Origin of the sequence: Clostridium sp. UBA4548, from assembly GCF_002387895.1 — a bacterium.
In the GTDB taxonomy this organism is placed as follows: Bacteria; Bacillota; Clostridia; order Clostridiales; family Clostridiaceae; genus Clostridium_J.
The window spans coordinates 115,899-135,539 of record NZ_DGLI01000002.1 but is presented as its reverse complement, the minus strand read 5'-3'; the positions used below and the strand labels follow the sequence as shown (position 1 = coordinate 135,539).

General features: G+C 31.4%; 13 protein-coding genes. 12 read left to right on the top strand and 1 reads right to left on the bottom strand.

Annotation, left to right across the window (positions count from 1 at the left end):
• The gene (locus B3040_RS01795) at nt 1–1,296 is read right to left on the bottom strand and encodes a polysaccharide biosynthesis tyrosine autokinase (protein ID WP_291569592.1); all 1,296 of its coding nucleotides are present in this window, start codon (nt 1,294–1,296) and stop codon (nt 1–3) included.
• A gap of 237 nt (nt 1,297–1,533) precedes the next feature.
• Between B3040_RS01795 and B3040_RS01790 the strand changes: the two genes are divergently transcribed.
• From B3040_RS01790 to B3040_RS01735, 12 genes are all read left to right on the top strand, one after another.
• Nucleotides 1,534–4,614: an N-acetylmuramoyl-L-alanine amidase gene (locus tag B3040_RS01790; RefSeq protein WP_291569590.1), complete on the top strand. Its 3,081-nt coding sequence runs from the start codon at nt 1,534–1,536 to the stop codon at nt 4,612–4,614.
• 18 nt (nt 4,615–4,632) lie between these two features.
• Nucleotides 4,633–7,176, top strand: coding sequence for an N-acetylglucosaminidase (locus B3040_RS01785; RefSeq protein ID WP_291569589.1), 2,544 nt, complete (start codon nt 4,633–4,635; stop codon nt 7,174–7,176).
• A 162-nt stretch (nt 7,177–7,338) separates the two neighbouring features.
• A complete protein-coding gene (locus tag B3040_RS01780; RefSeq protein WP_291569588.1) occupies nt 7,339–7,635 on the top strand; it encodes a hypothetical protein in 297 nt (98 codons plus the stop codon).
• Nucleotides 7,636–7,726: 91 nt separating this feature from the next.
• A complete protein-coding gene (locus tag B3040_RS01775; RefSeq protein WP_291569587.1) occupies nt 7,727–8,671 on the top strand; it encodes a winged helix-turn-helix transcriptional regulator in 945 nt (314 codons plus the stop codon).
• A 158-nt stretch (nt 8,672–8,829) separates the two neighbouring features.
• On the top strand, nt 8,830–10,128 hold the full coding sequence (gene aepX / locus B3040_RS01770; protein ID WP_291569585.1) for a phosphoenolpyruvate mutase: 1,299 nt from the start codon (nt 8,830–8,832) through the stop codon (nt 10,126–10,128).
• Nucleotide 10,129: 1 nt separating this feature from the next.
• Nucleotides 10,130–11,263 carry a phosphonopyruvate decarboxylase gene (gene aepY, locus B3040_RS01765; RefSeq protein WP_291569584.1) on the top strand — a complete coding sequence of 378 codons (1,134 nt, stop codon included), beginning with the start codon at nt 10,130–10,132 and terminating at the stop codon, nt 11,261–11,263.
• A gap of 15 nt (nt 11,264–11,278) precedes the next feature.
• Nucleotides 11,279–12,385, top strand: a complete 1,107-nt coding sequence (locus tag B3040_RS01760; protein ID WP_291569583.1) for a 2-aminoethylphosphonate aminotransferase — start codon at nt 11,279–11,281, stop codon at nt 12,383–12,385.
• Between the two features lie 277 nt (nt 12,386–12,662).
• The gene (locus B3040_RS01755; RefSeq protein ID WP_291569582.1) at nt 12,663–13,364 is read left to right on the top strand and encodes a sugar phosphate nucleotidyltransferase; all 702 of its coding nucleotides are present in this window, start codon (nt 12,663–12,665) and stop codon (nt 13,362–13,364) included.
• Nucleotides 13,365–13,425: 61 nt separating this feature from the next.
• Nucleotides 13,426–14,610 carry an EpsG family protein gene (locus B3040_RS01750; RefSeq protein ID WP_291569581.1) on the top strand — a complete coding sequence of 395 codons (1,185 nt, stop codon included), beginning with the start codon at nt 13,426–13,428 and terminating at the stop codon, nt 14,608–14,610.
• A gap of 26 nt (nt 14,611–14,636) precedes the next feature.
• Entirely contained in the window at nt 14,637–16,055 is a 1,419-nt protein-coding gene (locus B3040_RS01745; protein WP_291569580.1) for a hypothetical protein, read from the top strand.
• 714 nt (nt 16,056–16,769) lie between these two features.
• Nucleotides 16,770–18,653, top strand: coding sequence for a polysaccharide biosynthesis protein (locus B3040_RS01740; protein WP_291569579.1), 1,884 nt, complete (start codon nt 16,770–16,772; stop codon nt 18,651–18,653).
• Between the two features lie 69 nt (nt 18,654–18,722).
• Nucleotides 18,723–19,343, top strand: a complete 621-nt coding sequence (locus B3040_RS01735) for a sugar transferase (protein WP_291569578.1) — start codon at nt 18,723–18,725, stop codon at nt 19,341–19,343.
• Nucleotides 19,344–19,641: the final 298 nt, after the last annotated feature.

Genomic DNA, 19,641 nt, shown 5'->3' with positions numbered 1-19,641 from the left:
TTATTTTAAGCTATTATTAAGTACAATACCAAGTATCTTGGCATTTAGTTTATTTAATACATCTACACTATTTTTAAGTTCACTATTTTTTGTCTTTTCAGAAGCGGTAATAAGTATAGGGGTATTACAGTATTCTGAAAGTGCTGAAGTGCCCTGCGATGTAAGGATAGGACATGAGTTAATTAAAATAACATCATACTCCCTAGATAGATTATCAAGTAAAGATCTTAGTTTTTTACTACCTAGTAAACTAGTTGAGTTCATTGAAGTTGAACCTGTGCTCAGAAGATGAAGATTCTCTAATGAAGTAGTAGATAAACACTGATTAATATCAGCATCTTTTAATAAAATATCAGCAAGACCTTTAGAATTGCTTACATTGAATTCCTGTTGTAAGCTAGGTGTCCTAAAGTTAGAATCTATGAGTAGCACTTTACTGCCATTGTTAGCAAAAGCTTTACCAACTTTAGCAATCATAGAAGGTGTAAGTTCATCTTCAATTGGAGATGTAATTACAGCCACTTTAGAATCATTTTCCTCTAAAAGGAAACTTAAGTTAGTTTGAAGATTATCATATTGAACTGAATTCTTCAGTTCAGGATTAGAGTTGTCCAAGTCAGTATTAGATACAATTCCAACTACGGGAACGTTTGATAATTGTTCTATGGCAGAATCTAACTTTGCCCTATCCTTCCTCATCTCAAGTAAAAACACTATTGCTAAAGAAATCATAAGTCCTAATAAGACACCAACTTTGCCGAAAAATGAAGTGTTTACAGTTTCAATTGCAGTTGGTACAGGAGCACCAGCACCTAATACAACATAATCCTCATTTTTTATGGATTTACTTACATCCTTTAAAGATTTAGCATATTGATTAGCTATTTGTTGAGATAACTTTGCATCTGAAGTTGTGGCATATATAGTAAGAAATCCAGTATTTCCTTCGCTAGCCACCTTTACTCTAGTTCTTAATTCGTCTATTTTCATATCTAGATTTAGTGTTTCAATTACATTATTCATTACAACCTTTGAATTTGCTAGATCAACATAAGTATTTATATGTTTAGTATAAAGATCAAATTCATCATAGTTTTTAATGTAAATTGAATTGCTAGAGTTTGTAACTTCCTCTCTAGGTTTTGACTCTGAAATTGTCACAGAGGTTTCAGCAGTATAGATAGTGTTAGACACTGATTTGCCATAAAAAAAGCTACCAATACCTACTACTAAAGTTATTACTACCATTATAGGTAGATGTTTTCTTAATATCTGAAGTATTGTTGTTAAATTCATTTTAATCCTCCTAAGTTCGTTTTCAAGATAATTCAAAAGACAGCCATAAAAATGTCATACTAATTATATAACAAATTATGTTGAAAAAAAACAGTTATTTCAATATAATATTGCATTTACTGAAATAAATATACATAAACCTTTATATAAAGACAAAAATAATCACACATGCAATTGAATAATAAATTTATTTCTATTATAATTAAATAAGAAATTTAATTAGGGGGAATAGAATTGATGAGAAAGAAATTGATTGTTAGTTATTGCCTAATAATATCTTTTTTTGTATTTTCAGTACAAGCTTTAACTGTTAATTTAGAAGTGCTAGCTTCTACAGTAAATAGTTCAGTAAGTACACTAAGGCCTTATACATATGTAGATAGTTTAAGGGATGGCACGATTATAAATAATACAGATATTGATATTAATGGATGGTCATTAAATCCAAGTGGAGTAAAGGAACTAAAAGTTTTTATTGATGATAATTATCTAGGAAATGCAACTATTGGATTAAGTAGAGAAGATGTAGACAAGGCATTCCCAGGATATGTGAATGGAGCAAATAGTGGTTATAAGTACACTATTAGTAAAAACTTAGTTGCAGCAGGAAGTCATAAGGTTAAACTTGTTTCTATTGGAAATGATGATAGTAGGTATGAAGTAACCATAGGTTTTTCTATAAAAAAACCTGCTCCATATACCTTCGTAGATACCTTAAAGGATGGAGCAATTATAGACAATAATAATGTAACTTTAACAGGATGGTCATTAAATCCATCAGGGGTAAAGGAGTTAAAAGTTCATGTTGATAATAACTACTTAGGCAGTGCTACACTTGGCTTAACTAGAGAAGATGTAGGCAAAGCTTTCCCCCAGTATTTCAATGCTAGTAAAAGTGGATTTACTTATACTATTGATAAAAACTTGATTCCAGCAGGAAATCATGAAGTTAAGTTGATTGCCATAGGAAATGACGGCAGTGAATATATATCTCAAGTAAAATTCACAATAAAAAAACCTGCTCCATATACCTTCGTAGATACCTTAAAGGATGGAGCAATTATAGACAATAATAATATAACCTTAACAGGATGGTCATTAAATCCATCAGGAGTAAAGGAATTAAAGGTTGAAGTTGATAATAAATACTTGGGAAATGCTACTATTGGACTGAGTAGAGAGGATGTGGGCAAAGCTTTCCCGCAGTACTCAAATGCTAGTAAAAGTGGATTTACTTATACTATTGATAAAAACTTGATTCCAGCAGGAAATCGTGAAGTTAAGTTGATTGCCATAGGAAATGACGGTAGTGAATATATATATCAAGTAAAATTTACAATAAAAAAACCTGCTCCATATACTTTCGTAGATACCTTAAAGGATGGAGCGATTATAGACAATAATAATATAACCTTAACAGGATGGTCATTAAATCCATCAGGGGTAAAAGAATTAAAAGTTCAAGTTGATAATAAATACTTGGGAAATGCTACTATTGGACTAAGTAGAGAGGATGTGGGGAGATCTTTTCCTCAGTACTCAAATGCTGATAAAAGTGGCTTTACCTATACAATTGATAAAAACTTAATTCCTGCAGGGACACGTGAGGTTAAGTTGATTGCTGTAGGAAATGATGGTAGTGAATATACATCTCAAACAAAGTTTACACTAAAAAAACCTGCTCCATACACTTTTGTAGACACTCTAAAGGATGGAATGGTTATAGATGACGAAAACATACAATTAGAAGGCTGGTCCTTAAATCCATCAGGAGTCAAGGAAATGAAGGTTTACGTTGATAATAAGGTTTTAGGAAGTGCAACTATCGGATTAAGTAGACCTGACATTGACAAAGTTTTTCCAGGGTATATAAATGGTGTTAATAGTGGTTTTAAATATACTATAGACAAAAATTTAATTCCAGCTGGAAGTCATGAAGTTAAGATACAAGCTATAGGAAATGATGGCAGTGAATATGTGTCAACAACAATATTTACCTTGAAAAAACTAGAACCTTACACTCATATTGATACATTAAATGAGTGGAAAGTTATAAGAAGAGATTTAGGTAATATTGAGGATGAAAAAATAAATTTATCAGGATGGTCATTAAACCCATCTGGTGTGAAAGAGATAAAAGTATTAATAGATAACAACTTTATAGGAAATGCAACCATTGGACTAAACAGGCCTGATGTAGCTGCAGCTTTTCCAAAGTATATAGGTGGAGCTAACAGTGGATATAATATGAGTATAAGCACAAAAAGTCTAAAGCTAGGGAGACATAATCTAGTAATTGAGGCTTATGGATTAGACGGTAGCGTTTTTAGAACTAGTGTTATATTCAGTATAAATAATGGAGCAGAGGTAACTTTGAACTATAGGGCTCACATAGCTAATTTGGGATGGTCTGCTTATGCCGATAGTGGTGTTGAAGTGGGTGCAACGGATAATTCACGCTATTATTTAGATACTATGGAATTAATGTTGAATAATACCACTGAGAGTATGAAAATCAAGTATCAAGTAAGTATAAATGGCATCGGGTGGCAAAGCACTTGGGCTGAAAATGGACAAGTAGTAGGAACACCAGGTAGCGGAAGTGCCATAGAAGCAATAAGAATTAAACTAGAAGGGGTTCCTAGTGGTTACCATGTAATATATAGAACTTATGTCAGAGGTCAAGGTTGGCAAGGTTGGGTTGCTGACGGCGTAATGTCTGGAGTTGTTGGAAAAGGCGATGTAATTGAAGCCATTGATGTGAAACTTGTTCAAACTGATAATATAAAGCAGTATGTTAAGCCTAAAATAGCAGTAGATCTAGGTCACAATATAAATGGTGATAATGGAGCTGTGGGCATAAGAGTTGAAGCTGATGTTATAAGAGATGTGGGAAATAGAGTAATAAACAAACTAAAAGCTCATGGATATACAATTATTGAAACACTACCAAAAACAGCAGTTGATATAACGGATTCTTTGAATAAGAGATCTTATGTAGCAAATGCAAATGAGGCAGATTTCTTTGTATCTATCCATTTTAATAAGTTTAATGGAGTAGCTAATGGAACAGAGGTTTTTTATTACAAAGATTCAAGCGTTGATAAATCTTATGCATCGAATATAGCTAATAGTATTTCTAGGTTGGGATTTAAAAATAGAGGAATTAAGTATGGAGATTTTAGTGTTATAAGAAAAACTACAATGCCTTCTGTGTTAGTAGAGTGTTGCTTTGTTGACTCTAAAATTGATATGGAGATTTATGATCCAGAAAGAATGGCTAATGCTATAGTGAGTGGAATATTAGCATCACAGTAATTAGGGGGGGAAATAAATATGAATAAAAAAAGGACGTTTACAGGGGTACTAGGTATAGTATTTTCGCTTGTGCTTTTTCTACAGTTTTTCACAGTAGAAAGTAGAGTTTTTGCCTCCACTATGACTAGTACGTCAATGACATCATTGAAACCATACACTAATATAGATAGTTTAACAGAGGGTATGATTGTGGATAACAAGGATATTCTCTTAGAGGGGTGGTCCTTAAGCGCATTAGGGGTAAAAGAAATAAAAGTTTATCTTGACAATAATTATATAGGAAACACAAATACGGGACTAAGCAGACCAGACGTAAATGCAGCGTTTCCGGGTTATGTGAATGGTGACAAAAGTGGTTTTAGATATATTATAAATAAAAATATAGTCTCAACTGGAAAACATCAAGTTAAATTGGTGGCTACAGGTAACGACAGCATTGAATATATAGCAACAAGAAGTTTTTCCATAAGAAAACCTGCACCATATACATTTATAGATACCTTAAAAGGTGATGATATCATTAATAATACCGATATTTTATTACAAGGATGGTCCCTAAACCCATCAGGAGTAAAGGAAATGAAGGTATTTGTGGATAATAATTATTTAGGAAACTCTACCATTGGAATTAGTAGACCTGATGTGGGAGCGGCTTTTCCAATGTACACAGGTGGAGCAAATAGTGGGTTTAAGTATGTTATTAACAAAAACTTACTTTCAATAGGAAGCCATGAAGTTAAGTTGGTAACTACTGGTAATGATGGAAGTGAGTATTCTACGACAACTAAACTTACCCTAAGGAAACCTGAACCTTACACTAATGTAGACAATTTAAGGGATGGTATGGTTATAGCTAATAAGGACATTGATGTCCAAGGTTGGTCTTTAAGTCCAGCTGGTGTAAAAGAAATGAAAGTACACCTTGATGATACCTATATAGGAAATGCTACAATTGGAATAAGTAGGCCGGATGTTGCGAAGGCTTTCCCTGCGTATTTAGGCGGAAGTAATAGTGGATTTAAGTTTAATATAGATAAAAACTTGGTTGCCCCTGGAAAACATACCATTAAAATGACTACTACTGGAAATGATGGCACTATTTATTCGTCAACATTAAGTTTTTATTTAGATAAACCAGCTCCATACACATATATTGATACCTTAAAAAATGGAGAAGTTATTAATAATAAAGACTTAACAATAAATGGATGGTCACTAAATGCATCTGGTGTTGGGGAAATAAAAGTATTTATAGATGGAGTTCATAGAGATAATGCTACTATTGGGATAAGTAGACCAGATGTAGGCGCAGCATTCCCGGTATATACAAATTCAAGTAATAGTGGATTCAATTTAGTCATAGATAAAAACACTATAGGTGTGGGAAGTCATACTTTGGTTATAGAAGCATACGGGGTTGATGGTAGTGTTTGCAAAACAAGTACTAATTTTACTATGACAAAACCGAGTCCTTATACTTTTATTGAAACTGTCAGTGATAATCAAGTGATTAATTCGGATACTTTAAATATTTCTGGATGGGCTCTTAATGCAGCAGGTGTAACTACCATTCAAGTATACGTTGATGGGGTTTATAATGGAGATGCTACACTAGGATTAAGCAGAACAGATGTTGGAACAGCTTATCCACAATATACAAATAGTGCTAACAGTGGATTTTCATATAAGTTAGATACCTTAAAGCTTTCAGTAGGAAGCCACGTTATAAAATTAATATCCTATGCGAAAGATGGGACAGCATATATAAATACTTTTAGTATAGTAAATAATGGAATAGTGGTTAATTATAGCTATACAAATTCAAGTTTAGACTATTGGGTTAATAAAGAGGTACAGAAGCAAGCAAATGTAACTTGGGGACGTGGACCAGCAACTTTTGATGAAATAAAGTACTATATGAATCCAAAGAATTTTATTAATGATCCAAGTGGAAAATATATGTTCTTAAGATTAACTTATGTTGATGGAATATCAGTTAATGATTTAAATAAGCTTTTAGTAGGAAAAGGTGTTCTTGAAGGAAAAGGTGAGGTTTTCTTAAGAGCTGCTAGGGAAGCTAATATAAATCCAATATACTTAATATCCCATGCATTACTAGAGACTGGAAATGGGCAGTCAATGCTCTCTAATGGTATTTCAGTATCAGTACTTCATAAAAAAGTTCCAACTGCAGATGGTGGATATCAAGTAGTTGTAGATAAAGCTGTTGAACCTAAAGTTACTTATAATATGTTTGGAATTGGTGCATATGATTCTGATGCCAATATGTGGGGATCAGAAACTGCATACAAAGAAGGTTGGTTTTCTGTTGACTCTGCAATTTTAGGTGGAGCTAAATGGATAGCCTCAGGATACATTGCTAACCCAACATATAAACAAAACACTTTATATAAAATGAAATGGAATTTAACTGAAAATTATATGTGGCATCAATATGCAACGGATGTAGCTTGGGCATATAAGCAAACCCTAAACATTAAAAGACTTGTAGATCAAATGGACAAGCCTATATTAATTTTTGATATTCCTGTATTAAATTAATTTTATGCATCTTAAACTTTAAAGTTTAAGATGCATTTGTATTTGCGGATAGTTTTTTACAGAAATATATTCAAGAAACTTCTATATATTGATAATTATTTAAATAAATCATGTAAATACTAAATATGTTGAATAAAAAATAGAGTATGAGGAGCAATATATATGAATAAGTTTAATTTGATTTGGAGAGATGGAGAAAATAATAATTTTAATGTAGGAGAACTTAGCTTTAGAAGTGATAAATATTACTTTGAATATAATGAATCAGAAGTAAAAAAAGCTATGAACTTTGGATTTGAAACATTACCTCTTTTTCCAAAGGTAAGTGCAAAGTATTTTAAGGAGGAATTATTCAAGACCTTTCAAGAATGGATAAATGAAAAAGAAAGTAAGGATAAGGATCTAGCACATATAATCAAAGATGCTTGTAATGACAAGTTTTATTTTGAGGAAAAGTAAAGCCTAATATAAAAATATATTGAATTATTTATAGCATTAGAATATAATTTAAATGTAATTCAAATTTTGAATGAGTTTAGGTGATATAGCTATGATAGAAAGCATTATACTTCAATTTATTAGCAATAATAGTAATACAACTCAAGGCGATATAGCTAAGTCTTTGAATATATCCGTAGGAAAAGTTAATTATTTAATAAAGAGACTTTTAGAAAAAGAATATATTCAAGTTCATAAGCAGGGGAATAGATATATATATCTTCTTAAAAATAAGGGGATTGAGTGCTTAGAGAAGGATTTAAATGATACCCAACGCAGGAAAATTGACTTAGGGAAAAGTGATTCAAAAATTGAATTAGCTGTAATTTTATTAGCAGGCAAAAATGAAGAACTTAGGGAAACTGTTGGAGTTCTCAGTATTAATAATGAACCTTTAATAGAAAGAACTATAAGACTCCTTAAAAAAAAGGGGATTAAAAATATTATACTTATTTGTGGGTATAATAAAGAAAAATATGAGTACTTGTTAGATGAAACTATAATTACTCTTGAAAATCCAATTTATGAAAAAACGGGAACCATGTATTCTCTGTCTATTGCAAAAGACTATATAGCTTCAGATTTCATTTTGCTTGAGGGTGATATAGTGTTTGAAGAAAAGTTACTGGATGTTTTAATTAACAATGACAATAGTAACTGTGTAACTTTAACAAACTTAAGCAATAGAGATGATGAAATTTATGTGGAGACTAAGAATGATTACATACACAATATATCTAAGGATATTCACCACTTAAATAAAATTGACGGAGAGTTAATTGGTATAACAAAAATATCTAAGGTTGTTTTTGAAAAAATGATGGATAGGTTCTCAAAAGGGACAAATCCCTATGTAAACTATGAGTATATGCTACTAGATGTGGCAGAAACCTTTAAGGTTTATTATCAGTATGTTCCAAATATCATATTTGCAGAAATAGATAATTTAAAACAATACTATCATGTAAAGATTGAAATCGAACCATTACTTAAATGAATGATACTGTAATAAAGATAACAAGAAGATATAATTTATTTCACAAGCGTTAATGCAACGAAGGTTAAAAAATTTGAGGAAATATATTTAATTTCAAAGTAAAACTAACTTTAGGATTGATTTTAGTATATAAAATAATTATAATGGGGGAATTTAGTATGAAAAAAGTATACATAGCTATGAGTGCAGATTTAATCCACCATGGACACTTAAATGTTATTGAAGAGGGAAGAAAATTAGGTGAAGTTATAATAGGACTTCATACAGACGATGTAATATCAGAATATTGGAGAACACCACTTTTAAGCTATAATGAGAGAAAAGTAATTGTAGAAAATATAAAGGGTGTATCTGAAGTAGTTCCACAAGATGAATTAGATCAAGTGGCTAACCTGCTAAAAATAAAACCTGATTATGTAGTTCATGGAGATGACTGGAAGGAAGGTCTTCAAAAGAACTTAAGAGAAAGAGTTATTGAAACTTTAAAACAGTGGGGTGGAGAATTAGTAGAAGTTAAGTATACTGAGGGAGTTTCAATTTCAAAGCTTGATGAAACCATTAACTTAATTGGAACAACTCCAGCCAACAGAATGAAAAAGCTTAAAAAGTTAATAGCTAGTAAACCAGTGGTTAGAATTATGGAAGCTCATAATGGTCTTACAGGACTTATTGCTGAGAAAACTAAAATAGAAAAAGACGGAAAAATTAAAGAGTTTGATGGTATGTGGATTAGCTCTTTATGTGATTCTACTGCTAAAGGAAAGCCAGATATCGAGCTTGTTGATTTAACTTCAAGACTTAACACTATTAATGATATATTAGAGGTTACAACTAAACCTATTATTTTAGATGGTGACACAGGTGGAAAGATTGAGCACTTTGTTTACACTGTTAAAACTTTAGAGAGATTAGGAGTTTCAGCTATTATAATAGAAGATAAAGTTGGACTTAAGAAAAACTCACTATTTGGTACAGATGTACAGCAAACTCAAGATACTATAGAAAACTTCTGCGATAAGATTAGAGCAGGAAGAGCTGCAAGAGTTACAAATGACTTTATGATTATTGCTAGAATAGAAAGTTTAATACTAAAGGCAGGAATGGAAGATGCAATAGCTAGAGCTAAAGCTTATGTTGAGGCTGGAGCAGATGGCATCATGATACACAGTCAACAAAAAGATGGAAAAGAAATTGTTGAGTTCCTATCAATCTTCAATCAGTTTGAGAAAAAAGTTCCAGTGGTAGTAGTGCCAACTTCTTATTCACATATGACTGAAAAGGAGCTATATGAAGCAGGAGCTAGTGTAGTAATTTATGCTAACCACTTAATTAGAAGTGCTTACCCAGCAATGGTTAATACTGCAAAATCTATCCTTGATAATGATAGAGCTCTTGAAGCTAAAGAGTATTGCATGCCAATAAAAGAAATTTTAACTTTAATTCCAGGAGGAAAATAAAGTGATAAATACTGGACTATTTTATGACATGTTAAAAGAGAATGGCGTGGACTTCTTTACGGGAGTTCCCGATTCTCTATTAAAGGACTTTTGCGCTTATGTAATGGATAATACTGAGGAGAGTAATAACATAATTGCTGCCAATGAAGGTAATGCCCTAGCTATGGCATCAGGTTATCACTTAGCTACTGGAAAGTTTGCCTTAACTTATATGCAAAACTCTGGTATAGGTAATATTGTAAATCCTCTTTTGTCTTTAAATGATGCCTTAGTTTATAATATACCTTCTCTTCTTTTAATAGGCTGGAGAGGTGAACCAGGTAAAAAGGATGAGCCACAGCACAAGAAACAGGGACTTGTTACTATAGAACTTTTAGACACTATGGGTGTTAAATATGAAGTTTTATCAGAGGAAGATACTACTGAAAGTGCAAAGGAAAAGTTAGAAAAGGCTATAAACCATATGAAAACTACTAATGAACCCTTTGCATTAGTTATAAGAAAAGGTACCTTTGAACCTTACAAGCTTCAAAAGAAAATAGAAACTTCTTTTGAAATGAATAGAGAAAAAGCTATTGAAGGTATACTTTCTGCTATGGGCAAGGACGAGGTTATTGTTTCAACTACTGGTATGGCATCGCGTGAGTTATTTGAACTTAGAGAAGCTAGAGGAGAAGGACATGAAAGAGACTTCTTAACAGTAGGTTCTATGGGACATTCTGCGCAAATAGCACTAGGAATAGCACTAGCTAAACCTGAAAGAAAGGTATTCTGCCTAGACGGTGATGGAGCTACCTTAATGCATATGGGTGGTCTTGCTATAATCGGAAATCAAAAGGTTAACAACTTTAAACATATAATTATTAATAATGGAGCTCATGATTCTGTTGGTGGTCAACCAACTATAGCTTTTAACATAGACCTTCAAGGAATTGCAAAAAGCTGTGGCTATAAAAATGTATTTTCAGTAGCTACTAGTGAGGAACTAAAGGAAGTTATGGTTCAATTAAATGCTTCAGAGGGTCCAGCACTACTTGAAGTTAAGGTTAATGGAGGAGCTAGAAAAGACCTTGGAAGACCAACTACAACTCCAATAGAAAACAAGTTAGCTCTTATGGAATTTTTATCAAAGTAGATGGGAGAGTTAATTATGGAAGTTAAAAGAAATGTGTTATTAAATCCAGGTCCTGCTACTACTACTGATACTGTAAAATTTGCTCAAGTGGTTGCAGATATTTGCCCAAGAGAACAAGAATTTGGCGATGTTATGGAGTTTGTTTCTAAAGAACTTACTAATTTTGTGGGAAACAATGAAGAGTATACTACAGTTTTATTTGGTGGTTCAGGAACTGCTGCAGTTGAAGCTATGCTTAGCTCTGTAGTAGGTGAAGATACTGTTATTATTATTAATAACGGTGCTTATGGTAAGAGAATGTGTGAAATTGCTGAAGCTTATGGCCTTAAATTCATAGAGTTCAAAAGCTCTACAGTGGATGCTATAGACTATGAAAAATTAGAAGGTATTATTACAAACTCTTCAGATAAGATCAGTCACCTAGCTGTAATTCATCATGAAACTACTACGGGATTGTTAAATGATGTGGCAAAACTTGGACAGCTTTGCAAAAAGCATAATATAGATTTAATTGTGGATGCAATGAGTTCTTATGCTGGAATTCCTATTAATATGAAGGAAATGAATATAACTTACTTAGCTTCAAGCTCAAATAAGTGTATTCAAGGTATGGCTGGAATCAGCTTTGTTATTGCAAACCTAGAAGCCTTATTAAAAACAAAGGAACTAAAGCCAAGAAACGTGTATCTAAACTTATTTAAACAATACGAGTATTTCATTAAGAACTATCAAATGAGATTTACTCCACCAGTGCAAATACTTTATGCTTTAAAACAAGCAATTGTAGAAGCTAAGGAAGAAACTATTGAAAAAAGACATGAAAGGTATGTAAGAAGCTGTGATGTGTTACTTGCTGGCTTAGACAGATTAGGTCTTAAGCACTTAGTTAAGGAAGAAAATCACTCTAAGCTAATTACTTCAATCATGGAGCCAAAGGTAGAAGGTTATAGCTTTGATGCTATGCATGATTACCTTTATGAAAGAGGATTCACTATTTACCCAGGAAAAGTATCTGATGCAGATACCTTTAGAATTGCAAACATTGGGCAAATAGATTATAAAGATATGGAAAACTTTCTAGTTGCACTAGAAGATTATTTAAAAACTATTAACTATATTTAATGCTGTTTTAGAAGATTAATTACCTAGTTTACTAAGGTAGCACCAAAATAAAGTGGTTATAATCAAAATAAATCTATGTAAAATTACCCTGATAATTAATGAAAATCCTTTTAAAAGGTGAAGTTTGTTAATTGCCGGGGTATTTTAATGAAAAAATCCCGGTTTTTAAAGCAGAATAGGTGAAAATAGTGATATAATTAGCAGTGTTTGTTATAATACTAAGTAAAGGAATTAAACTTTGAGGTTATATTGAGATACATTTAAGGAGTGAACATAGATGAGAGCTATTATTTTAGCAGCAGGTATGGGTACAAGGCTTAGGCCCTTAACAGATAATATCCCTAAATCCTTAGTAAAGGTATTAGGAGAGCCTATGGCTGAAAGGCAAATAAAGTTTTTAAAAGAAAAAGGCATAGATGACATTATAGTAGTAACAGGGTATTTAAGTGAAAAATTTGAATATCTAAAGGAAAAGTATGGAGTAAAATTAATACATAATGATAAGTATGATTTATATAACAATGTGTACACCATGTACTTAGTAAGAGATTATCTTGAAGATGCTTATGTTACTGAAGCAGATGTATATATGGTAAGAAACTACTTTGAAGAAAATCTTAACACTTCAACTTACTTCTCTGGAATAAAAGAAGACTTCCAAAAGGAATGGAAGGTAAAGTTTGATGAAAATAATAAGGTTTATACCCTAGAGGTAGGACCAGGCACAGATTATATCATGTCAGGAGTTTCTTACTGGAGCAAGAAAGATGGCGCTTTAATTAAAAAGCAGCTTGAAAAGGTTATTCATGAGGGAAACTTTGATAACGTATATTGGGATGATGTAGTTAGTGAGATAATGATAGATTTAAATGTTTATATTGAGAAAATAAACTCCAATGATTGGTTTGAGATTGATTCCTTAGAGGACTTGGAAAAGGCAGAGTTGTATTTAAAGAACAATATTAAAAAAATCACCTAGAAATCCTATAGTTTATTCAATATAGATACCGCAAAAACATTATTAAATATAGGGGGATCATATGGTTTATATAATTATATTTTTAATTTTAGCGTTATGTTCTTATTATGAATTCAAAGGCAATAAGTATATAAAAGCATCCTTTAACTATTTATTTGTTTTTCTAGCTTTTATATCCTGTATTAGATACGGACAAGGTACAGATTATTTTGGGTATATGCGTAATTACTATATAACACCCCCTATACATAAATTTTCATCTATATTTGACTTGGATATTCATGGTGAGTTAGGGTTTGTTTTTATTAATTCTATCTTTAGAACCTTTAACATTAAGTTTGAGGTTTTTGCAGGAATTACAGCGGTGATTACTATGGCGTTAATCTACAGGTTTATTAAGAAATATTCTAAACTTCCTATAACTTCCCTAACTTTGTTTTATGTGCTTTACTATTTAGTTTATGTATTTAGTGGAATTAGGCAAGGGTTAGCGATAGCTATTTTCATAGGAATTGCTATCGATTTATATAGAGAAGAAAAATATAAGACATTTGTCCTAGTGATTTTACTTGCAGCTACAATACATTCATCGGTTTTAATAGCGTTACTTACTTTGCCAATAGATAAATATAAGGTTTCCTACAAAACTTATGGAATTATTATCGTGATAGCTGCATTTATAATGATATTTAACTTAGATATTTTTCTTATTGAGTTATTGCCACAGAACCTATATGAAAAAATCTTAATATATTGGAATAATAGCAGTATTCCTTTAATGGCTTTTGCTAACAGGTTAGTTACATTTAGTATTATATTATTCTTTTCTTCACTTATTAAGGAAGAAAATGAAGAAATTAAATTGTTTAAAAGTTTATATATAGCTAGTTTTGTTTTGTATATAATAACTATAAAAAGTGTAACTATATCATCAAGAATTTCTTTATATTTTAAGGTTTTCGAAATTATTTTAATACCTAATATAGCCGTTCAGCTGATGTCATATAAAAACAAGTTAAAAGCAATGCAACTTTGGGGTATTTCTCTAATGATAGCTACTTTATTATGCATAAAAACAGTAAATGCATTTATTGGTGAGGGTGATTATTTAGAGCATGTAAAGGTTACTAATTACCCTTATATAAGTATATTTGACAAAGAAAAGCTTTGGGAGTATAAGGGAGAAAGTGAATTTTTTGAGGAAACAAAAGAGATTCTTCAAAGAGAAGGGTTAAAGACTAAGTAATATGATAGAATGTTGAGGTGTCACAATTGAATAGTAGAACAGCTAGTTTTGTTAAAAATTTCTCCTACACATTAGCTTCAAACTTTGTATCAATGTTTGTTTCAGCTCTGGTAATATTAGTTGTGCCAAAATTAATTGGTATAGAAGAATATGGTTATTGGCAATTATATCTTTTTTATTCCTCTTATGTGGGATTTTTGCACTTCGGATGGAATGATGGTATATTTCTAAGATATGGAGGAAAAGAATATAAAGATTTAGATAAGAGGACTTTTTTCTCTCAGTTTCTAATGTTAGTTATGTTTCAAGCCATTATAGCTATCATAATAATAAGTGTATCTAAGGGACTTGTTAGAGATACTAAAAGTATTTTTGTATTTCAAATGACTGCTATATGCATGGTAATTGTCAATGCAAGATATATGCTTTTATATATTTTGCAAATAACAAATAGAATTAAGCCATATGCAAGAATTATAATGATAGATAGAGTTATGTATTTCTGTCTTATAATTGCTTTTCTAATAGTGGGGGTTAGAGAATATCGATTGATGGTGTTTGCTGATATAATAAGTAAGTTTATTGCTTTAATATATGCCATGTACTGCTGTAAGGATATGGTGTTTTGTAGGATTTCTACATTTTATTTTAATCTAAAAGAAGCTGTTGAAAATATTACAGTAGGAATAAAATTAATGTTTGCTAATATAGCAAGTTTATTAATTATTGGCTCAGTTAGATTTGGGATAGAACGCTCCTGGGATGTAAAGACCTTTGGAAAGGTATCCTTAACACTTAATGTGTGTAATTTGATGATGTTGTTTATAAATGCAGTAGGAATAATTATGTTTCCAATTTTAAAGAGAACTGATGAAAAAAAGTTACCAAGTATATACATAACCATGAGAGATTTTCTTATGGTAATATTGCTAGGGGCACTCATAACATATTATCCAATTAGGGTTATTTTATCAGCATGGCTACCAAAATATGCTGATAGCTTAGTATATATGGCTTTGGTTTTCCCTATGTGCGTATATGAAGGGAAAATGGCATTGTTAATTAATACATATTTAAACACTCTAAGAAAAGAAAAATTGATGCTTAAAATTAATTTAGCAGCACTTTCTTTAAGTATAATTCTTACGTTTATAAATACTGTATTGCTTAGAAATTTAAACTTAGCAATTGCATCTATTGTTATTCTTTTGGCAGTTAGATGTGCCTTGGCAGAGATGGTCTTGTCTAAGATTTTGAAGGTTTCCTTGTACAAAGATATAATTTTAGAGTTTAGTATGACTTTAATATTCATGTTAACAGGATGGTTTATAAATTCTTGGATTACAGTTTTGATATATATATTAGCTTATTTAATATACCTATTTATTAAGAGAAGGGATATTTTCAAAACAAGTAAGAATATAAAACTACTAATAAGAAATTAGGAATAAAACAAGTAGTAAAGGCTAACAGAAAAGTAACAAAGTGATATTTTGCAGCGGTGTTCAGTAGATGAGCACCGCTGTTCCAATTTAACCCATAAATGCTAAAAATGTAAGTGAAAGTTAATATTCTTCAAGGGTGCCTACAAAAACCTATAGACAATTTGTAGAAATTTAATGCATTTTTCGCTAATAGATATTATAATAATGGTGGAAGTTGAATTAAGTTTTAAATTTTAATAAAATTTTATTAAAACAAAATTAAGATAAAATAAAGTTTAAATTAAATTAAGCTTTTAATTGCATTCAATAATAAAGATAAAATATGTAATAATATACAACTCAATTTGCAAAAAAAAAACATATATTTAAAAACCATGATATTGAAAGTCGAAAGTGTTGAAAGTGGTCTTTAAAACGATGTATAATTGTTAAGTTACCACTTTTACTAAAGAAAAGTGAGAATAAGTTACTGTAAAAGAAAAAATTTAGCTGAGAGTGTTAGGTTTAGGTTAAGAAGTTGTCGTGGAAAAGTTACTTATGTTAATTAAGATAAATAGCTTAATTAGCAATTTTATTATTCTATATGTAGAAACGTGTTTATTAAAGGGGTAGAAAAACATAATAATAACTAATATTATGTATAAAATTACATATTTAAGTTTTCTTTAACATAGTATATTAAAGAACTAATGGAAAAGGGAGAGGAGCTGTTCAATGGTTAGGCTTAACTATAAGAAAAAGTTATTGTTAGTTTTAGTAGACGTGATAATAGTAGTTTTTTCTTACCTGCTATCATATTTTATTCGATATTTTAATACAGAAAACTTTATGCATTCAGCTCACATAAAAAATATAGTAGAGTCACTTCCAGTAATTATTTTAATTTATATTATATTCTTTGGAATGTTTAAGTTATACGAAAGTCTGTGGACATTTGCAGGAACAGAGGAATTTTTAATTGCTATTATTGGGTGCATGATTGCCACTATGGTGAATTTAGGGGTGCAAACTATGGTATTAAACTCACAACTACCTAAGATGATTATAGCACTAGCAGGACTTTTTATAATGGTATTTTCTTTAGGGTTTAGGATCAGCTTTAGAGTAGCAAGAAAAACCGTTATTTACCTTCACCGTAAGGAAAAAGTTAATTTTAAAAGGGTTATGATTGTAGGGGCTGGAGAAGCAGCTCGCATTTTAATTGGAGAAATAAAAAAGAATTCTCAAATTAGATATAGCCCTATATTGTTAGTTGATGACAATCCTTTAAAGAAAAATACTTCTATATCAGGACTGAAGGTTCTTGGAAGTAGAAACGATATAGAAACTTTGGTAAAAGATTATAGTATAGATTTAATTCTTATTGCTATGCCAAGTGCTAAAGAAGAAGACAGAAAAGAAATTATAAGGATATGTAGCAATACAAAAGTAGAAGTAAAGATAGCACCAGGAGTTTATGAATTAATAGGTAAAAGTCTGACGTTAAAGCAAATTAGAGACGTGGATGTGAAAGATTTATTAGGGCGTGAACAAGTAAAGCTTGATTATGAAAACATATCTGACTACCTAACAGGGAAAAAAGTGCTAGTGACTGGTGGAGGAGGTTCTATTGGAGCTGAACTTTGCAAGCAAATAGTGAGCTTTAATCCAGAGGAGTTAATGATACTTGATATATATGAAAATAATGCATATGACCTTCAAATGGAACTTGAAAGAAAATATCCAAAGCTTAAACTTAAGGTTTTCATAGCCTCAGTAAGAGATAGAAAAAGACTGGAGAGCATATTTGAACTGCATAAGCCAGAAGTAGTTTTTCATGCTGCAGCTCATAAACATGTGCCATTAATGGAATACAATCCAACAGAGGCAATAAAAAACAATGTGCTTGGAACCTTAAATGTGGCGGAATGTTCAGATGAGTATAAAGTCAAAAAATTCGTGCTAATTTCTACAGATAAGGCAGTAAATCCCACTAATATAATGGGTGCTACCAAGAGAATGTGTGAAATGATTATACAAGCCCAAAATAAAATAAGTAACACTGAGTATGTAGCCGTGAGATTTGGGAATGTACTTGGAAGCAACGGCTCTGTAATTCCTTTGTTTAAAAAGCAAATAGCTGAGGGTGGACCAGTAACTGTTACAAATAAAAATATAACTAGATTCTTCATGTTAATTCCAGAAGCAGCACAATTAGTACTTCAAGCTGGAGCCTATGCTAAAGGTGGAGAAATTTTTGTTCTTGACATGGGTAAACCTGTAAGGATATATGATTTGGCTCTGGATTTAATAAAGCTTTCAGGCTTTGAACCACATAAGGACATAAAAATAGAAGTAACAGGATTAAGACCTGGAGAAAAGCTTTATGAGGAACTTTTAATGGCGGAAGAAGGATTAGAAAAAACAGGTCATGAAAAAATCTTTATTGGACAACCTACCTTTAGCGATATGGAAGAGTTAAAGAGGAAAATTAATGAGTTAAAGGAAATTATAAATGGAGAAAGCCAGTGGAAGGTAGCTGAAAAGGTTGAAGAAATTGTTCCGACTTATAGGAGAAACACAGAAGAGTTGGTAGCGGCTACTAAGGAAGCTGGATAAAATTGAAAGTATTATTTATAAGGGTTTTATTATTAGAAAGTATTGTTTAAAGGTTGGAGTGTTGTGGATATGTATTTAAAAGTAAAGAGATTAATAGATATTATTCTTTCATTAATAGGATTAATAATGCTATCTCCAGTATTCGTGATTCTCATTATAGCAATCAAGGTAGATTCTAGAGGACCAATACTATTTAAACAAAAGCGAGTTGGCATTCATAAGAGTCATTTTAACATATTAAAGTTTAGAACCATGAGAATAGATACGCCGCAGGATACCCCAACACATTTGCTTGAGAGTCCAGAACAATGGATTACTAAATTTGGGAAGTTACTGAGAAAAACAAGCCTTGATGAACTACCTCAAATTTGGAATATACTTATTGGGGAAATGAGCATTATTGGACCAAGGCCTGCCCTATGGAATCAGTATGATCTTATAGAGGAAAGAGATAAGTATGGTGCAAACGATATACCACCAGGACTTACAGGTTGGGCGCAGATTAATGGAAGAGACGAACTACCTGTTGAAGTTAAAGCAAAACTTGATGGTGAGTATGTTAAGAATCTAGGAGTTAGTATGGATGTTAGATGCTTTTTTGGAACTATTGTAACTGTTTTAAGGAGAGATGGAATTGTTGAAGGTGGAACTATAAGTCTTGAAGAGAAGAAAAAAACTATTGAAAGTTAGTATATTTTATTTATAACATAGCTTGGGAACAGAGAATCATTTATAAACGAGAAATTTCAAAGTAGTATAGTGAAATTTCTTAAACTCAATGGTGAAACTTCAAAGTATGAAGCTGATAAAAGGTATGTCCAGGACATGAAGTTGTGACTTGTGTGGATGTGAAGGTTAATTGTGGAGTTCATGAAAAAGAAAGTAATGAGGGCAAAACCAAGATTTTGATTGAACAAAATAAATTGTGAAGGTGGGCAAGCTATTAATTTTAATGGGCCTGTGAGATGTTGAAAAACACAAAAGCGGA